The following is a 16,020-nucleotide window of genomic DNA, read 5'->3' on the forward strand; positions in this document are numbered from 1 at the left end:
ATCACTGCTCCATCATCTCCGGATCCATCACCGGCATCTTCCGTGTGCCTGGTGGGGTGACCTTCAGCAGCACCGCCAGGTGGCCGCCATCGAGGAAGGTCAGTTGGCCGCCCTTGACGGTGCTGTTGCTCTGTTTGAACTGCTCGCTTTTGAGCACATTGCCGTTGCTGTCGAGCTGGTTGACCCAGAAATTGGCCTCCACGGCGATGAAGCGCCCTTCGGTGATGCTCAGGTTGCCTTCGATCGGGAAATGGCCGAACTGCTCCTGGCCATGACCCAGAGCGATGCGGCTTGGCGTGTCGCCGACCTGCTGCTGCCAGGCCTTGTGCAGCAGCACGGTGTAGTCGGCCGTGGCTTGCAGGCGGGTGGCTTCATCTTCCAGCGCCAGTGGGCGTTCTGCGCTCTTTTCCAGGCGCAGGGCGCCGGCGCTCCAGTCTTCAGGGGCGTACGGGCTGGTGAAGGCCGGCACGCTGTTCTGCCGCACAAGGATCATTTCCACCTGATAAAGACCTTCAGCGAAGGCGGCCGGCGCGAACAGCGCAAGCAACAAGGTCAGGCAACGGATGGCACGCATGGATCTTCCTTAGGCTGTCTGTGGGGTCAGGCGCTCGAACAGCGCCTCCAGAGTGTTGAAGCGTTCGTCGGGCCGTTCCATCGGTACCAGGAAGCGGAACTGGGTTGCGCCTTCGAACTTGTAGCGTTTTGGCTGGCCCTGGATCAGCTTGATCAGGGTCAGCGGGTCGACTGGGGTTTCGGCCTCGAACTCGAGCTTGCCGCCGTTCGGGCCGGCATCGACTTTCTTGATGCCGAGCTTTTCCGCCTGAAGCTTGAGCTGGGTCAGGCGCATCAGGTTCTTGGTCGGCTCGGGCAGCAGGCCGAAGCGGTCGATCATCTCCACCTGCAGGTCCTTGAGACCCTCCTCGTCAGCTGCCGAGGCGATGCGTTTGTAGAGGATCAGCCGCGCATGTACGTCGGGCAGGTAATCCTCGGGGATCAGTGCCGGCAGGCGCAGGTTGATTTCCGGGCCACCGCCCAGCGGCTGTTCCAGGTTCGGCTGTGTGCCCTTGCGAATGGCCTTGACCGCCCGTTCGAGCATTTCCATGTAAAGGGTAAAGCCCACGGCCTGGATCTGCCCGCTCTGGCCTTCGCCCAGCAGCTCGCCGGCGCCGCGGATTTCCAGGTCGTTGGTGGCCAGCACGAAGCCGGCGCCCAGGTCCTGGGTGTTGGCAATGGCTTCCAGGCGTTTCTCGGCGTCGGCGCTCACTTTCTGCCGCGCCGGTGTCAGCAGGTAGGCATAGGCCTGGTGGTGGCTGCGGCCGACCCGGCCACGCAACTGGTGCAATTGGGCCAGGCCGAACTTGTCCGCGCGCTCGATGACGATGGTGTTGGCGCTGGGCACGTCGATGCCGGTCTCGATGATGGTCGAGGCGATCAGCACGTTGAAGCGCTTGTGATAGAAGTCGCTCATCACCTGTTCCAGTTCGCGCTCGCGCATCTGCCCGTGGCCGATGCCGATACGCGCTTCAGGCACCAGTTCGGCAAGGTCTGCGGCGCATTTTTCGATGGTTTTCACATCGTTGTGCAGGTAGTACACCTGGCCGCCGCGTAGCAGTTCACGCAGTAGTGCTTCTTTTACCGTACTGTTGTTCTGCTCCATGACGAAGGTGCGCACCGACAGGCGCCGTGCCGGCGGTGTGGCGATGATGGACAGGTCACGCATGCCGGCCACGGCCATGTTCAGCGTTCGCGGAATCGGTGTGGCGGTCAGGGTGAGGATGTCCACCTCGCTGCGCAGGGCCTTGAGCTGTTCCTTCTGGCGTACGCCAAAGCGGTGCTCTTCGTCGATTACCACCAGGCCCAGGTCCTTGAAGCGCACATCGTCCTGCAGCAGTTTGTGCGTGCCGATCAGGATGTCGATCTTGCCTTCGGCCAGGTCCGCTGCGGCGCTGGCCACTTCCTTGGCCGATTTGAAGCGGCTCATCACCTCGACCGTTACCGGCCAGTCGGCGAAGCGGTCGCGGAAGCTGTTGTAGTGCTGCTGGGCAAGCAGGGTGGTAGGCACCAGCACCGCTACCTGGCGGCCGCTGTGCACGGCGATGAAAGCCGCGCGCATGGCGACCTCGGTCTTGCCGAAGCCGACGTCGCCGCACACCAGGCGGTCCATCGGCTTGGCGGCGAGCATGTCGGCGCGCACCGCTTCGATGGCGTTCTGCTGGTCGGGGGTTTCCTCGAAGGGGAAGCCGGCGCTGAAGGTGGCATAGTCGGCAGCCGGGTCGGCGAATGCGTAACCCTTGCGCGCGGCTCGGCGGGCGTAGATGTCGAGCAGCTCGGCGGCCACGTCGCGGACCTGTTCGGCGGCTTTGCGCTTGGCCTTCTGCCAGGCTTCCGAGCCGAGCCGGTGCAGCGGCGCCAGGGCGTCATCGCTGCCGGTGTAGCGGGCAATCAGGTGCAGGTTGGCCACCGGGACGTAAAGCTTGGCGCCCTCGGCGTATTCCAGGGTCAGGAACTCGGCGGCCTGGCCGTCGATCTCCAGCGTGGCCAGGCCCAGATAGCGGCCCACGCCATGGTCGATGTGCACCACCGGCGCGCCTTCACGCAGTTCGGTAAGGTTTTTGATCACCGCATCATTGGCGGCCTCGCCGCGCTTGTCGCGGCGCCGGCGCTGCATCACGCGCTGCCCGAACAGCGGGCTTTCGGCGACCAGGGCGATGGCCGGGTCTTCGAGTAGCAGGCCTTCGTCCAGCGGGGCGATGGTGATCGCCAGGCGCTGGCTGCCAGTGATGAAGTCCGCCCAGCCCTCGACTGTGTGTGGCCTCAGCTTGAGGCGCTCGAGCAGCTCCAGCAGCACCTCGCGACGGCCCGCCGATTCGGCGGTGAACAGCACCCGGCCGCTGAACTGGTCGAGGAAGTCGGACAGCGCCGCCAGCGGCTGGTTGGCCTTGGCTTCGATGGCCAGGTTGGGCAGGGTGCGGGCGGGAAAGCGCTCGCGGCCGACGCCAGGCTCGACATCCTCGGCACTGACCACCACGCGCGGCCACTGTTTAAGCTGGGCGAAGCAGTCCTCCACTGGCAGGAACAGTTCAGAAGGCGGCAGCAGTGGACGGCTCAGGTCGCCGCGGCGGTCTTCGTAACGCCCGCGCACGTCGTTCCAGAAGTGCTCGGCAGCCTGCTCGACGCCCGGCAGCGAGAACACCTGGGTGTCGCTTGGCAGGTAGTCGAACAGTGTCGAGGTTTCTTCGAAGAACAGCGGCAGGTAGTACTCGATCCCGGCGGGGATGATGCCGCTGGCCAGGTCCTGGAAGATCGCGCTGCGGCGGAAGTCGACATCGAAACGTTCTCGGAAGCGTGCCTTGAAGCGCGTCACTTCCTCTTTCTGCATGGGGAATTCGCGTGCCGGCAGCAGACGGATCGAGTCGACCTTGTCGATCGAGCGCTGGGTCTCCGGGTCGAAGGTACGCAGGGTCTCGATCTCGTCGTCGAACAGGTCGATACGGTAGGGCAGCTTGCTGCCCATCGGGAACAGGTCGATCAGCGCGCCGCGCACGGCGAACTCGCCATGCTCGTAGACCGTGTCGACGCAGCGGTAGCCAGTGGCCTCCAGCCGTGAGCGCATCTGTTCTACGTCGATCGTCTGGCCGACATCCAGCACCAGGCTGCTGCCGAGCAGGAAGCGCGTTGGGGCCAGACGGTGTAAGGCCGTGGTGATCGGCACCACGAGGATGCCATGGCTCAACTCTGGCAGCCGGTAGAGGCTGGCGATGCGCTGGGAAATGATGTCCTGGTGTGGTGAGAACAGGTCGTAGGGCAGGGTTTCCCAGTCCGGGAACGGCAGCACCGGTAGGCCGGGTGCAAAGAAGCGCAGCTCCTGCTCCAGACGGTCGGCAGCCTGGCTGTCGGCGGTCAGCAGCAGGGTGAAGCGGCCAGCACTGCTGGCGGCCTCGGCGATGGCAAGGCTGAGGGCGGCACCGGGCAGGTTGCCCCAGGTTTGTTTGCCGGCCGTGGCCGACATTTGCGGTAGGCGCAGAACTGACACGGGAGATTGCACTCCAAGCGTTGCGGCAAAGAGACCGATTGTACCGGTGCCGGTGCGTGCTGTCAGGCTCGGAAAGGGCATGAGCACGGGCTTTGGCTCCCACGACAGGCGCTCATTGCCGGTTACGCGTTGGGGCGTCATAATGTAGCCCCTTTTTTCTCCCCCTACATGTGGAAGGTTCCCGTGACTCAGAAGCCCGACCAGTGTCTTGGTGAGTGGATCGATCGTGAAGCTCTGGCTGAAGCGATGATCCCGCTTATCGGTCAGCTCTACCGCAACAACAACGTGGTGAGCTCGATCTATGGCCGCAGCCTGATCAACCGTTCGGTTATCTCGATCCTCAAGGCCCACCGCTTTGCGCGTCACCGTCAAACCGACGAAACCGAACTGTCCGTCCACGAGACATTCCCCCTGCTCAAAGCCATGAGCGAGCTGAAACTGGGCGCCGCTTCGGTCGACCTGGGCAAGCTGGCCAACAAGTTCAAGCAGGAAGGCAACGGCAAGACCGCCGAGCAGTTCGTGCGTGAAGAACTGGCCGACGTGGTTGGCCAGCAGAACGCTTCGGCGCGCAAGGGCACCGACGTTGTCCTGTACGGTTTCGGCCGCATCGGCCGCCTGCTGGCGCGCATCCTGATCGAGAAGACCGGTGGTGGCGACGGCCTGCGCCTGCGTGCAATCGTTGTGCGCAAGGGTGCCGAAAACGACCTGGTCAAGCGCGCCAGCCTGCTGCGCCGTGACTCGGTGCACGGCCCGTTCGATGGCACCATCACCATCGACGAAGCCAACAACACCATCACTGCCAACGGCAACCTGATCCAGATCATCTACGCCAAGAGCCCGAGCGAAGTCGACTACACCCAGTACGGCATCGACAACGCCCTGATCGTCGACAACACCGGCGTATGGCGTGATGCCGACGGCCTGGGCCAGCACCTGGCCTGCCCGGGCGCTGCCCGCGTGATCCTCACCGCACCTGGCAAGGGCGCGCTGAAGAACATCGTGCACGGCATCAACCACGGTGACATCACCGCCGAGGACAAGATCATCTCGGCAGCTTCGTGCACCACCAACGCCATCGTGCCGGTGCTCAAGGCCATCAACGACCAGTACGGTATCGTCAATGGTCACGTTGAAACCGTTCACTCGTTCACTAACGACCAGAACCTGATCGACAACTTCCACAAGGGCAGCCGTCGCGGTCGCGCCGCGCCGCTGAACATGGTCATCACCGAAACCGGTGCTGCCACTGCTGCCGCCAAGGCGCTGCCAGTGCTCAAGGGCAAGCTGACCGGCAACGCCATTCGCGTACCGACGCCGAACGTGTCGATGGCCATCCTGAACCTGAACCTGGAGAAGGCTACCAACCGCGAAGAAATCAACGAGTACCTGCGCCAGACCGCCATGCACTCGGAGCTGCACAAGCAGATCGATTACGTCAGCTCGCAGGAAGTGGTTTCCACCGACTTCGTAGGCTCGCGCCACGCGGGTGTGGTCGACGCCGAAGCGACCATCGCCAACGATAACCGCGTTGTTCTGTACGTCTGGTACGACAACGAATTCGGTTACAGCTGCCAGGTGGTTCGCGTGATGGAAGACATGGCTGGTGTGAACCCGCCAGCGTTTCCACGCTAATTCGCTTGTAAGGCAATGAAAAAACGGGAACCTTCGGGTTCCCGTTTTTTATGGCTGCACCGGCGCGACCTTGTAGGAGCGGCCTTGTGTCGCGAAAGGACCGCAAAGCGGCCCCAGGTCTCAGCTGAGCAACACAAATTGCTGGGGCTGCTGCGCAGCCCTTTCGCGACACAAGGCCGCTCCTACAAGGTCGCGCCGGTGCTGGCAACCGAGAACTCAACTTTTGCGCACAGCCCTCCTGTTCATCCTCATGCTGCTGACCGCCTGCAACCAAGGCCCCGCCCTGGAGCGCCTCGGTGGCCCTGCCATGGGCAGCAGCTACAGCGTCCAGTACGTCCGCGAGCCAGGCGGGCCTGCGCCTGTCCAGGTACAGGCGGCAGTGGAAACGATCCTGCAGGGCATAGATCAGCACTACTCGACCTACCGCGGCGACTCTGCGGTGAGCCAGTTCAATCAGCTCCCCGGCAACCAGTGCCTGGCCTTGCCGTCAGACATGCTCGAACTGGTCACCTTCGGCCAACACCTGGCCGAACAAAGCGATGGCGCTTTCGACCTCACTGTCGAGCCGTTGCTTGACCTCTGGGGTTTCGGCCCCCAGGCTCGCCATGAGCAGGTGCCAGAACCGCAGGCGCTGGCCAATGCCCGCCTGCGTGTGGGCTACCAGCACTTGCGCATCGAGGGCCAGGCATTGTGCAAGGACGCCCCTGTGCAACTGGACTTCAACAGCATCGCCGCTGGCCACGCCGTGGACCTGATTGCTGCACGCCTGCGTGCCATGGGTATCGTCAACTTCATTGCCGAAGTTACCGGCGAGCTCAAGGCGGTGGGCCGCAAACCCGATGGTAGCCCATGGCGCATTGCCCTGGAGTTGCCCCGCGAAGACCGTCAGATCGCCCGCCAGGTAATGCCGGTCAATGGCCTGGGTGTATCGACCTCGGGTGACTATCGGCACTATTTCGAGCAGAATGGCCGGCGCTATTCGCACACCTTCGATGCCCGTATCGGGCGCCCGGTCGATCATGACCTGGCTGCCGTCACCGTGCTCGATGCCTCGGCGCTGCAGGCCGACGGCTACTCGACCCTGTTGCTGATCCTCGGGCCTGAGCGCGGCTGGGACTTTGCCCTCGCTCATGACCTGGCGGCGGTATTGGTGACTCGGGCAGAGGGTGGCTTCGTCTCCCGAGCTACGCCCGCTTTCGAGCGGGCGCTCAAAGGCAAGTGAAAGCGCAAGCAGGGACGGTAGCTGCCAGGGAATCGGTGGATGCACATGTAGTGCAGGCAAAATTGGCCTACGACGCGACCAAGGGTTAATGTGCGCGGCGTTCACGCTTGATTAGACTGCACCCGAATTTTCTCATGGCGCCCCGGCGGCATGATCGAGTCCCGCGGCGACCGTGGCCAGCGGGCCAGTTCTGAAGGAGTACGCATGGCTGTCTACAACTACGACGTAGTGGTGTTGGGTTCCGGCCCGGCCGGAGAAGGTGCGGCAATGAACGCCGCCAAAGCAGGGCGCAAGGTGGCGATGGTCGACAGCCGTCGCCAGGTCGGTGGCAACTGCACCCATCTGGGCACCATCCCGTCCAAGGCACTGCGTCACTCGGTGCGGCAGATCATGCAGTTCAACACCAACCCGATGTTCCGTGCCATCGGTGAGCCACGCTGGTTCTCCTTCCCAGACGTGCTCAAGAGCGCCGAGAAGGTGATTTCCAAGCAGGTCGCTTCGCGTACCGGCTACTACGCCCGTAACCGCGTCGACCTGTTCTTCGGCACCGGCAGCTTCGCCGATGAGCAGACCGTCGAAGTGGTCTGCCCCAATGGCGTGGTGGAAAAGCTCAACGCCAAGCACATCATCATCGCCACCGGCTCGCGTCCGTACCGCCCGGCCGACATCGACTTCCACCACCCGCGTGTCTATGACAGTGACACCATCCTGAGCCTCAGCCACACCCCGCGCAAACTGATCGTTTACGGCGCCGGCGTAATTGGCTGCGAATACGCCTCCATCTTCAGTGGCTTGGGTGTGCTGGTCGAACTGGTCGACAACCGCGGCCAGTTGCTGAGCTTCCTGGATTCGGAAATTTCCCAGGCGCTGAGCTACCACTTCAGCAACAACAACATCACCGTGCGCCACAACGAAGACTACGAGCGGGTCGAGGGCCTGGACAATGGTGTCATCCTGCACCTGAAGTCTGGCAAGAAGATCAAGGCCGACGCCTTGCTGTGGTGCAACGGCCGCACCGGCAACACCGACAAGCTGGGCCTTGAGAACATCGGCATCAAGGTCAACAGCCGTGGCCAGATCGAAGTCGACGAGGCCTACCGCACCAGCGTGCCGAACATCTATGGTGCCGGTGACGTGATCGGCTGGCCGAGCCTGGCCAGTGCCGCCCATGACCAGGGCCGCTCGGCGGCAGGCAGCATCGTCGACAACGGCAGCTGGCGTTTCGTCAACGACGTGCCGACCGGCATCTACACCATTCCGGAGATCAGCTCGATCGGCAAGAACGAGCAGGAGCTGACCCAGGCCAAGGTGCCGTACGAAGTGGGCAAGGCATTCTTCAAGAGCATGGCGCGTGCACAGATCGCCGGCGAGCCGCAAGGCATGCTGAAGATTCTGTTCCACCGCGAGACCCTGGAAATCCTCGGCGTGCACTGCTTCGGCTACCAGGCTTCGGAAATCGTCCACATTGGCCAGGCGGTGATGAATCAGCCGGGCGAACTGAATAACCTGAAATACTTCGTCAACACCACGTTCAACTACCCGACCATGGCCGAAGCCTATCGGGTAGCTGCCTATGACGGCCTGAACCGGCTTTTTTGAGCGGCTCCGGCCGGTGGCCTGAGCCGGTCGGGGAGACCGATTTCAGCCCTACCCGAGGGTGGTCTTGGCCAAACCGGGAAAGTCTGTAATCAGGCTGTCCACGCCAAAATCAGCGAGCCGGCGCATCAGTGCCGGCTCGTTGACCGTCCACACCGATACATGCAAACCCTGGCCCTGCGCTTTCAGCAGGCGCTCGGGGGTGCACAGTGTCCAGTTCAACGCCAGCAGATCGCAGCCATAGTTCTGCGCGACTTTTAGCGGGTCGAGCCAGGCGTACTCGGCGACCAGGCCGCGCTTTACGTCAGGCACCAGCTCCAGCGCAGCACCCAGTACTTCCCGAGAGCTCGAGGTGATGGTCACCTTTTCCAGCAGGCCGTACTGCTGTGCCAGTTCCCGAATCGCCAGTACCGTGGTGGCGGCACGGGTCCGCGAGGCGCTCTTGACCTCCAGTTGCCAGTGCTCGAAGGGGCATTTTTCGAACAATTCTTCCAACCGTGGGATAGGGCAGGGCTGCACATGGCCCGGGCCGCCCCTGCGTGCGTCGTAGGTGACCAGGTCGGCTGCCGGGTGTTCGACCACCTTGCCGCGCCGGCCTGTGGTGCGCTTGAGGGTAGGGTCGTGGATGACCATCAGTTCATTGTCGGCCGACAGGTGCAGGTCCAGTTCGCAGCGGGTCACGCCGTGGGACAGGCACTGACGGAAACTGTGCAGAGTGTTCTCGGGCGCTTCGCCCTTGGCGCCGCGGTGGCCATAGATGAGGGTCACGTTCGTTCCTTCAGGTCAAAAATGAAAAGGCTCAGGAGGCAGGGTCGCCCTGTTCCAGCTGCTGGCGCCGTTGCTGCTGTTGGCGCTGCAGGATGTAGCGGGCCAGCAACTGGCGCTGGGCATCGGTCATGTCGGTGAATTCGGTGCCAAGTTCGAAGCTGCCATCGGCACGCGGGTCGCAGTGGGTGACCTTGCCGCGCAGCAGCAGGCCGTGGGCGCGGGGCATCAACACCATCTTCACTTTGACCCGGGTGCCTGGGGCGATTTGCTGAGTTTGTGCGAATTCGATGCCACCTTCGGAGATGATCACCCGTTGGGGCTGGCCGATCTCGCCGATCAGGGTTTGCGCGACCACCGCGCTGAGCAGGTCCAGGCGCTTGTTCTGCGCCCGCAGGAACGCCGCCAGGGTGCGGTCCTTTTCGCTCAGCTGACGCAACAGGTGCTGGGACTCGAAGTCGGACAGGTGCAGCTCGCTGAGCAGGTTGAACAGTGGTGAATCATCCTGCAACAGTTCTGGCTCAAGGGCTTCGGCCGCGCTCAGGGGGCTGATTTCCAGTGCGATCCGATCTTCGATGCGGTAGTATTCGCGGCGATCTTCTTCGTCTAATGTCGTCATGGCGAACCCATGGTAGCGGCGGTGGTCCGAGTGTAAAGCCGCCGCAGGCGCCTCGCCACAAGGACGTTCCCTTTCATCCGAACAAGCCCCGACATGTTCAGACCTCTTTTCGCATTCATTGGTACGCGCTACACCCGTGCCAAGCGCCGTAATCACTTCGTCTCGTTCATTTCCCTGACCTCGATGATCGGCCTCGCCCTGGGCGTGGTAGTGATGATCGTGGTGCTCTCGGTAATGAACGGTTTCGACCACGAGATGCGTACCCGCGTGCTGGGCATGGTCCCTCACGCCACGCTCGAGAGCGGCCAGCCGATCAACGACTGGCCTGCCCTTGCCCAACAAGTAAAGCAGAATCCGCAGGTGCTGGCGGTTGCGCCCTATACCCAGATGCAGGGCCTGCTGACCTTTGATGGCAAGGTGCAGAAGGTGCTGCTCAATGGTATCGACCCGGGCCGCGAGCGTGAGGTGTCGATCATCGACAACTTCATTCAGCAAGGCCGCCTTGATCAGCTGGCGCCAGGCGAGTGGGGCATCATGATCGGTGACAAGGCGGCCGCCAAGCTGGGGGTGGCCATCGGCGACAAGCTGACCTTCGTCGCCCCTGAAGTCAGCGTGACGCCGGCCGGCATGTTCCCGCGCATGAAGCGCTTCACCGTGGTCGGCACCTTCCACGTTGGTGCTGGCGAGATCGACGGTTACCTGGGCCTGACCAACATTGCCGACCTTTCACGGCTGCACCGCTGGAAGGCGGACCAGGTGCAGGGCCTGCGCCTGAAGTTCGACGACCTGTTCCAGGCGCCACGTGTGGCCTGGAGCATCGCCCAGCAGTTGGGTGACCAGGAGTACTACAGCCGCGACTGGACCCGTACCCACGGCAACCTGTACCAGGCGATCCGCATGGAAAAAGCCATGATCGGCCTGCTGCTGTTGCTGATCGTTGCGGTGGCGGCGTTCAACATCATTTCCACCCTGGTGATGGTGGTCAACGACAAGCGTGGTGACATCGCCATCCTCCGTACCCTTGGCGCCACGCCCGGGCAGATCATGGCCATCTTCATGGTTCAGGGTACGGTGATCGGAGTCATCGGCACCCTGATCGGTGCAGTGGTCGGTATCCTTGCTGCGCTCAACGTCAGTGCGGCGATCGCCGGCATCGAGAAACTGATCGGGCACAAGTTCCTCAACGCTGACGTGTATTTCATCGATTACCTGCCCTCGCAGATCCAGGCCCAGGATGTGTACATGGTCTGCGGTGCGGCGCTGGTCCTGAGTTTCTTCGCCACCCTGTACCCGGCCTGGCGTGCGGCCCGCACCCAGCCTGCAGAGGCGCTACGTTATGAGTGAGTCGCGCATGAGTGATAAAGCCGTTCTGAGTTGCCGCAACCTGGGCAAGTCCTACGACGAGGGGCCGGAGTCGGTGCAAGTGCTGGCCGGGCTCAACCTCGAACTGCACGCAGGGGAGCGGGTGGCCATCGTCGGCAGTTCCGGTTCGGGCAAGAGCACCTTGCTCAACCTGCTGGGCGGCCTCGATCGGCCGACCCAAGGCAGCGTCTGGCTGGCCGGCGAAGAGCTGTCGGCGCTTGGCGAGCGGGCCCGCGGCCTGCTGCGCAACCGCGAGCTGGGCTTTGTCTACCAGTTCCACCACCTGCTGCCCGAGTTCACCGCCATGGAGAACGTGTGCATGCCGCTGCTGATCGGCCGCACCGCGATCCCCGAGGCACGTGAGCGCGCCGAGGCACTGCTCAAGCGTGTCGGCCTGGGCCACCGCCTGCACCACAAGCCGGCCGAGCTGTCCGGTGGTGAGCGTCAGCGGGTGGCCATTGCCCGGGCGCTGGTCAACCGGCCGGGCCTGGTGATGCTCGATGAGCCGACCGGCAACCTCGACCACCACACCGCCCAAGGCATCCAGGAATTGATGCAGGAGCTGTCCAGCGCCTCGCGCACGGCATTCCTGGTGGTGACCCACGACCTCAACCTGGCGCGCCAGATGGATCGCGTGCTGAAACTCGACGACGGTCATCTGGTGGCAATCTGAGCCGCTTGCACGGGGTGGCCTGAGCCGCCCCGCAACTTTTTCAGTGGGTGTTTTACATGTTCAGACCCTTGCCCTTGTTCATCGGTGCGCGCTACACCCGTGCCAAGCGCCGCAACCATTTCATCTCGTTCATCTCGATGACTTCGATGATCGGCCTGTCCCTGGGTGTGCTGGCGATGATCGTGGTGCTGTCGGTGATGAATGGCTTCCAGCGCGAAATGAGCTCGCGCATCCTCGGCCTGGTGCCACACGCCAGCATCCTCGGCGTGCAGCCTTTGGGCGACTGGCGCAAGGCTGCCGACGCGGCACTGCAGAACCCGGCAGTGATGGCCGCTGCGCCGATCACCGAGATGGAGGGCATGCTCTCCTACAAAGGTGCGATGCAGCCCATCCAGGTTAGCGGTATCGACCCGGCCGAAGAGGGCAAGGTCTCGATCGTCGGCCAGCACATCGTGCAGGGGCGCCTGCAGGCCCTGCAGCCGGGTGAGTATGGCGTGGTGATCGGCGAGCTGACTGCGCGCCGATTCCGCCTCAATACCGGCGACAAACTGACCCTGATCGTGCCGGAAATCAGCAAGGAGCCGGGCGGCATCACCCCGCGCATGCAGCGCCTGACGGTGGTCGGCATCTTCAAGGTGGGTGCCGAGCTCGACGGTTCGCAGGCTTACATGCATGTGGCCGATGCCGGCGAGATGCAGCGCTGGTCGCCAGGCCAGGTGCAGGGCGTGCGCCTCAAACTGCACGACCTGTATGCCGCACCGCAGGTGTCCAAGGCCATCGCTGCCAGCTTGGGTGATGCCTACCGCGCGGATGACTGGTCGCACACCCAGGGCAGCCTGTTCAGTGCCATGAAGATGGAAAAGACCATGATCGGCCTGCTGCTGATGATGATCATCGCTGTGGCAGCGTTCAACATCATCGCCACCCTGGTGATGGTGGTGAACGACAAGGGGCCGGACATCGCCATCCTGCGTACCCTGGGCGCCACCCCGGCACAGATCATGGGCACCTTCATGGTCCAGGGCAGCCTGATCGGTATCGTCGGCACATTGATCGGTGGCGTGCTTGGGGTGATTGCTGCGTTCAATGTCAGCCAGATCGTCGGCTGGCTGGAGCGCATGAGCGGGCAGCACATCTTTACCTCGGATGTGTATTTCATCAGCAGTTTGCCGTCGCAGCTGCAGTGGGGTGATGTGGCGATCATCTGCACCGCCGGGCTGGTGATGAGCTTCCTGGCGACCATCTACCCGGCATACCGGGCTTCGCAGGTGCAGCCGGCGATCGGGCTGGCTGGTTGATTGCACTGGGGGCGCTTTGCGCCCCTTTCGCGACACAAGGCCGCTCCTACAGCGATCACGTCAGCTTTGTGAGCGGCCTTGTGTCGCGAATGGGCTGCAAAACAGCCAGGGGATCTAAAGCGGCTCGCTGAACTTGATTACAAACCGCGTCCAGCCGTCCTTGCACTGTGCCCGGATGCTCCCGCCATGGGCCTGGATGATCGACCGGGTGATTGCCAGGCCCAGCCCCGCATGTTCGCTACTGCCCTCGCGCCGCGCTGGGTCCACCCGATAAAACCGGTCAAACAGCCTAGGCAATGATGCAGCTTCGATCGGTTTGCCGGTATTGGCCACGCAAACCTTACCCCCAGGCTCCAGCGTCACGCGTATTTGCCCGCCTGCCGGCGTAAACCGCAGTGCATTGTCGAGCAGGTTGGACAGTGCCCGGCGCAGCATATGCCGGTCGCCCTTCAACGTCGCCTCACCCTCACGCAGCAGCTGCACTTCGTTATCCTCGGCGAGGGGGGCGTAATACTCCAGCAGCGCGTCCACCTCTTCATGCAACGCCAGCATCGCCTGGCCTGGTGCCAGCAGCCCATGGTCGGCCTTGGCCAAGAAAAGCATGTCGTTGATCATCTGTGCCATCCACTGCAGCTCCTCAAGGTTGCCGTGCAGTGCTTCGCGATATTCCTCGAGGCTACGTGGGCGGGTGAGGGTGACCTGGGTGTGGGTCAGCAGGTTTGACAGCGGCGTGCGTAGCTCGTGGGCGATATCGGCCGAGAACGCTGACAGGCGCTGGAAGGCGTCATCCAGGCGCTGCAGCATGGCGTTCACGGTGCTGCCTAGTTCCGCCAGTTCTTCCGGCAGCTGCGCCACCGGCAGACGGGTGGTCAGCGAGCGCGCCGACACGCTGGCGGCCACCTGGCCCATCTGCCGTAAGGGCTTTAGCCCGCGGCGCGCGGCCCAGGCGCCGAGCAGTGCCGTGGCCAGCGCGGACAGGCCGACGGTGAGCCAGATGAGGCGTTGCATGCCCTGCAGGAAGTGCTGGTGATGGGTGATGTCGAGAAACAGCGTCAGTCGTGCGCTGTCGTTCAGCCGCACGGCCAGGCTGCGGTAATCGACACCGTCGGCATGCACCGTTGCCAGCCCTGGGCCGGCCGGCGCGTCTGGCAGCGCGGAGCGGCTGGCGTACCAAGGGCTGCCATCGCTGCCATTGATGCGCAAGGCCAGGTCGGCCTGGTGGCTGAGCTCGTTGCGCAGTGCTGCCAACTGCGCTTGCAGGTCGGCAGGGCGTTGCAGGCCGGAAAGCCGGGTGCGTAAAAGCGACACGCGTGATTCGAGCAGTTGCTGGTCCAGCTCAACGAAATGTTGCTCGCTGGCGCGGTTGAACAGCAGGCCCGCCCCCAGCGAAACGGCAGCGGTACACGCGGCGAACAACAGGGCCAGACGGCTGCCAAGGGAAAGCCTGCGCATCAGTCGTGGCGCTCCTCGAGCACATAGCCCATGCCGCGCACGGTGTGAATCAGCTTGTTGCGGTGCGGGTCGTCGATTTTCAGGCGCAGGCGGCGGATTGCGACCTCGATGACGTTGGTGTCGCTGTCGAAATTCATGTCCCAAACTTGCGAGGCGATCAACGATTTGGGCAATACTTCGCCTTGGCGGCGCAGCAGCAATTCAAGCAGGGCGAACTCCTTGGCGGTCAGGTCGATGCGTTGGCCTGCGCGCTCTGCCCGGCGGCGGAACAAGTCCAGGCGCAGGTCGGCCAAGGCCAGCTGCGTCTCTTGGCTGGGGCTGGCACCGCGGCGTAGCAGGCTGCGGACCCGGGCCAGCAGTTCGGAAAAGGCGAAAGGCTTGACCAGGTAATCGTCGGCACCTAGTTCCAGGCCGCGCACGCGGTCCTCCACCGCATCGCGAGCAGTGAGGAACAGCACCGGCGTGTCCAGGCCGGCCTGGCGCACAGCCTGGAGGATCTGCCAACCGTCGCGACCAGGGAGCATCACATCGAGGATCAGCAGGTCGTGATCGCCGCTCAGCGCCAGGTGCTGGCCGGTTTCGCCGTCAGCGACCAGCTCAGTGGCGAAGCCGGCTTCGCTGAGGCCTTGGCTCAGGTACTGGCCGGTGCGGGCCTGGTCTTCGACAATCAGCAGTTTCATGCGGTGTCCGGAATCGGCGGTGTAGTGGTTGAAATGATACGTGACTATCTCTGTCGCCGCCCAAACTGACAAAGTTGTAATCTTGCCGTCAGGTAGCTGCCAGTCAGCCCTTTCTAAAGTGGCCTCATATCCGCTGCAAGTACTGGAGTCATCATGAAACGCCTGTTCATCGCCGCTGCGCTTGCCCTGGTCAGCCTGCCCACCCTGGCAGGCACTGGCAAAAGCTTTTCCTTCGGCGAGCCGGCCCCGGCGGCCAAGGCCACGCGCACGGTCGAGGTAGTGCTCAAGGACATCGCCTTCGAACCCAGGAGCCTGCAGGTCGAGGCGGGCGAGACCGTACGGTTTGTCCTGATCAACGAAGGCAAGCTGCCCCATGAATTCAACCTGGGCGACAAGGCCATGCACGCCCAGCACCAGAAAGAAATGATTTCCATGCAAGGCAAGCTGTTCACCGCTGGCATGAACCACGAGGGTATGGACCATGGCCAGATGGACCACGGTGCCCACGGCCATGATGCTGCTAATACAGTGCTGCTGCAGCCCGGCCAGCGCGCCGAGTTGACCTGGACCTTCCGCCAGTCGGCGCCCATCGAATTCGCCTGCAACGTACCTGGGCACTACCAGGCTGGCATGGTCGGGCCATTGACCATCGAGTGACTGGCGCTCCAAGGCGGGATGTAAAACCGGT

The 16,020-nt window shown here is 63.3% G+C and carries 13 protein-coding genes; 7 read left to right on the plus strand and 6 right to left on the minus strand.

Annotated elements, in window-relative coordinates; genetic code table 11:
* Position 1 precedes the first annotated feature (1 nt).
* Together JET17_RS08490 and mfd are read right to left on the minus strand one after the other, a co-directional pair.
* Positions 2 to 574: a CsiV family protein gene (locus JET17_RS08490; RefSeq protein WP_012313569.1), complete on the minus strand. Its 573-nt coding sequence runs from the start codon at positions 572 to 574 to the stop codon at positions 2 to 4.
* Positions 575 to 583: 9 nt separating this feature from the next.
* Entirely contained in the window at positions 584 to 4,033 is a 3,450-nt protein-coding gene (gene mfd, locus JET17_RS08495) for a transcription-repair coupling factor (RefSeq protein WP_012313570.1), read from the minus strand.
* 168 nt (positions 4,034 to 4,201) lie between these two features.
* Between mfd and JET17_RS08500 the strand changes: the two genes are divergently transcribed.
* From JET17_RS08500 to sthA, 3 genes are all read left to right on the plus strand, one after another.
* A complete protein-coding gene (locus JET17_RS08500) occupies positions 4,202 to 5,665 on the plus strand; it encodes a glyceraldehyde-3-phosphate dehydrogenase (RefSeq protein ID WP_012313571.1) in 1,464 nt (487 codons plus the stop codon).
* 223 nt (positions 5,666 to 5,888) lie between these two features.
* The gene (locus tag JET17_RS08505; RefSeq protein WP_012313572.1) at positions 5,889 to 6,887 is read left to right on the plus strand and encodes an FAD:protein FMN transferase; all 999 of its coding nucleotides are present in this window, start codon (positions 5,889 to 5,891) and stop codon (positions 6,885 to 6,887) included.
* A 204-nt stretch (positions 6,888 to 7,091) separates the two neighbouring features.
* Positions 7,092 to 8,486, plus strand: coding sequence for a Si-specific NAD(P)(+) transhydrogenase (sthA, locus tag JET17_RS08510; RefSeq protein ID WP_012313573.1), 1,395 nt, complete (start codon positions 7,092 to 7,094; stop codon positions 8,484 to 8,486).
* 48 nt (positions 8,487 to 8,534) lie between these two features.
* Here sthA and JET17_RS08515 read toward each other — a convergent pair whose 3' ends face one another.
* The gene (locus tag JET17_RS08515; RefSeq protein ID WP_012313574.1) at positions 8,535 to 9,251 is read right to left on the minus strand and encodes a glycerophosphodiester phosphodiesterase; all 717 of its coding nucleotides are present in this window, start codon (positions 9,249 to 9,251) and stop codon (positions 8,535 to 8,537) included.
* Between the two features lie 31 nt (positions 9,252 to 9,282).
* Complete coding sequence (locus JET17_RS08520) at positions 9,283 to 9,867, minus strand: PilZ domain-containing protein (protein WP_012313575.1); 585 nt, start codon at positions 9,865 to 9,867, stop codon at positions 9,283 to 9,285.
* A gap of 93 nt (positions 9,868 to 9,960) precedes the next feature.
* Here JET17_RS08520 and JET17_RS08525 point away from each other — a divergent pair, with 93 nt between their 5' ends.
* Genes JET17_RS08525 through JET17_RS08535 form a run of 3 tightly spaced genes read left to right on the plus strand, consistent with a single transcriptional unit; the run spans position 9,961 to position 13,200 of the window.
* Entirely contained in the window at positions 9,961 to 11,211 is a 1,251-nt protein-coding gene (locus JET17_RS08525) for a lipoprotein-releasing ABC transporter permease subunit (RefSeq protein WP_012313576.1), read from the plus strand.
* Positions 11,212 to 11,218: 7 nt separating this feature from the next.
* Positions 11,219 to 11,902, plus strand: a complete 684-nt coding sequence (gene lolD, locus JET17_RS08530) for a lipoprotein-releasing ABC transporter ATP-binding protein LolD (RefSeq protein ID WP_172655298.1) — start codon at positions 11,219 to 11,221, stop codon at positions 11,900 to 11,902.
* Positions 11,903 to 11,958: 56 nt separating this feature from the next.
* Positions 11,959 to 13,200 carry a lipoprotein-releasing ABC transporter permease subunit gene (locus JET17_RS08535; RefSeq protein ID WP_012313578.1) on the plus strand — a complete coding sequence of 414 codons (1,242 nt, stop codon included), beginning with the start codon at positions 11,959 to 11,961 and terminating at the stop codon, positions 13,198 to 13,200.
* A 114-nt stretch (positions 13,201 to 13,314) separates the two neighbouring features.
* Here JET17_RS08535 and JET17_RS08540 read toward each other — a convergent pair whose 3' ends face one another.
* Both JET17_RS08540 and cinR read right to left on the minus strand, forming a co-directional pair.
* Positions 13,315 to 14,652 (minus strand): heavy metal sensor histidine kinase, encoded by a 1,338-nt coding sequence (locus JET17_RS08540; RefSeq protein ID WP_012313579.1) that lies wholly within the window; start codon positions 14,650 to 14,652, stop codon positions 13,315 to 13,317.
* A complete protein-coding gene (gene cinR / locus JET17_RS08545) occupies positions 14,652 to 15,332 on the minus strand; it encodes a two-component system response regulator CinR (protein WP_012313580.1) in 681 nt (226 codons plus the stop codon). Before cinR ends, JET17_RS08540 begins: the two co-directional genes overlap by 1 nt.
* Positions 15,333 to 15,485: 153 nt before the next feature.
* Between cinR and JET17_RS08550 the strand changes: the two genes are divergently transcribed.
* On the plus strand, positions 15,486 to 15,989 hold the full coding sequence (locus JET17_RS08550; protein ID WP_012313581.1) for a cupredoxin domain-containing protein: 504 nt from the start codon (positions 15,486 to 15,488) through the stop codon (positions 15,987 to 15,989).
* The last annotated feature ends 31 nt before the right edge of the window (positions 15,990 to 16,020 follow it).

This window comes from Pseudomonas putida (assembly GCF_016406145.1).
In the GTDB taxonomy this organism is placed as follows: Bacteria; Pseudomonadota; Gammaproteobacteria; order Pseudomonadales; family Pseudomonadaceae; genus Aquipseudomonas; species Aquipseudomonas putida_E.

Excerpts from the sequence above, each read along its gene's own strand:
- JET17_RS08490 (WP_012313569.1), bottom strand. The coding sequence starts at position 574 with ATGCGTGCCATCCGTTGCCTGACCTTGTTGCTTGCGCTGTTCGCGCCG.
- JET17_RS08500 (WP_012313571.1), top strand. The coding sequence starts at position 4,202 with ATGTGGAAGGTTCCCGTGACTCAGAAGCCCGACCAGTGTCTTGGTGAG.
- sthA (WP_012313573.1), top strand. The coding sequence starts at position 7,092 with ATGGCTGTCTACAACTACGACGTAGTGGTGTTGGGTTCCGGCCCGGCC.
- JET17_RS08520 (WP_012313575.1), bottom strand. The coding sequence starts at position 9,867 with ATGACGACATTAGACGAAGAAGATCGCCGCGAATACTACCGCATCGAA.
- JET17_RS08525 (WP_012313576.1), top strand. The coding sequence starts at position 9,961 with ATGTTCAGACCTCTTTTCGCATTCATTGGTACGCGCTACACCCGTGCC.
- lolD (WP_172655298.1), top strand. The coding sequence starts at position 11,219 with ATGAGTGATAAAGCCGTTCTGAGTTGCCGCAACCTGGGCAAGTCCTAC.
- JET17_RS08535 (WP_012313578.1), top strand. The coding sequence starts at position 11,959 with ATGTTCAGACCCTTGCCCTTGTTCATCGGTGCGCGCTACACCCGTGCC.
- JET17_RS08540 (WP_012313579.1), bottom strand. The coding sequence starts at position 14,652 with ATGCGCAGGCTTTCCCTTGGCAGCCGTCTGGCCCTGTTGTTCGCCGCG.
- cinR (WP_012313580.1), bottom strand. The coding sequence starts at position 15,332 with ATGAAACTGCTGATTGTCGAAGACCAGGCCCGCACCGGCCAGTACCTG.
- JET17_RS08550 (WP_012313581.1), top strand. The coding sequence starts at position 15,486 with ATGAAACGCCTGTTCATCGCCGCTGCGCTTGCCCTGGTCAGCCTGCCC.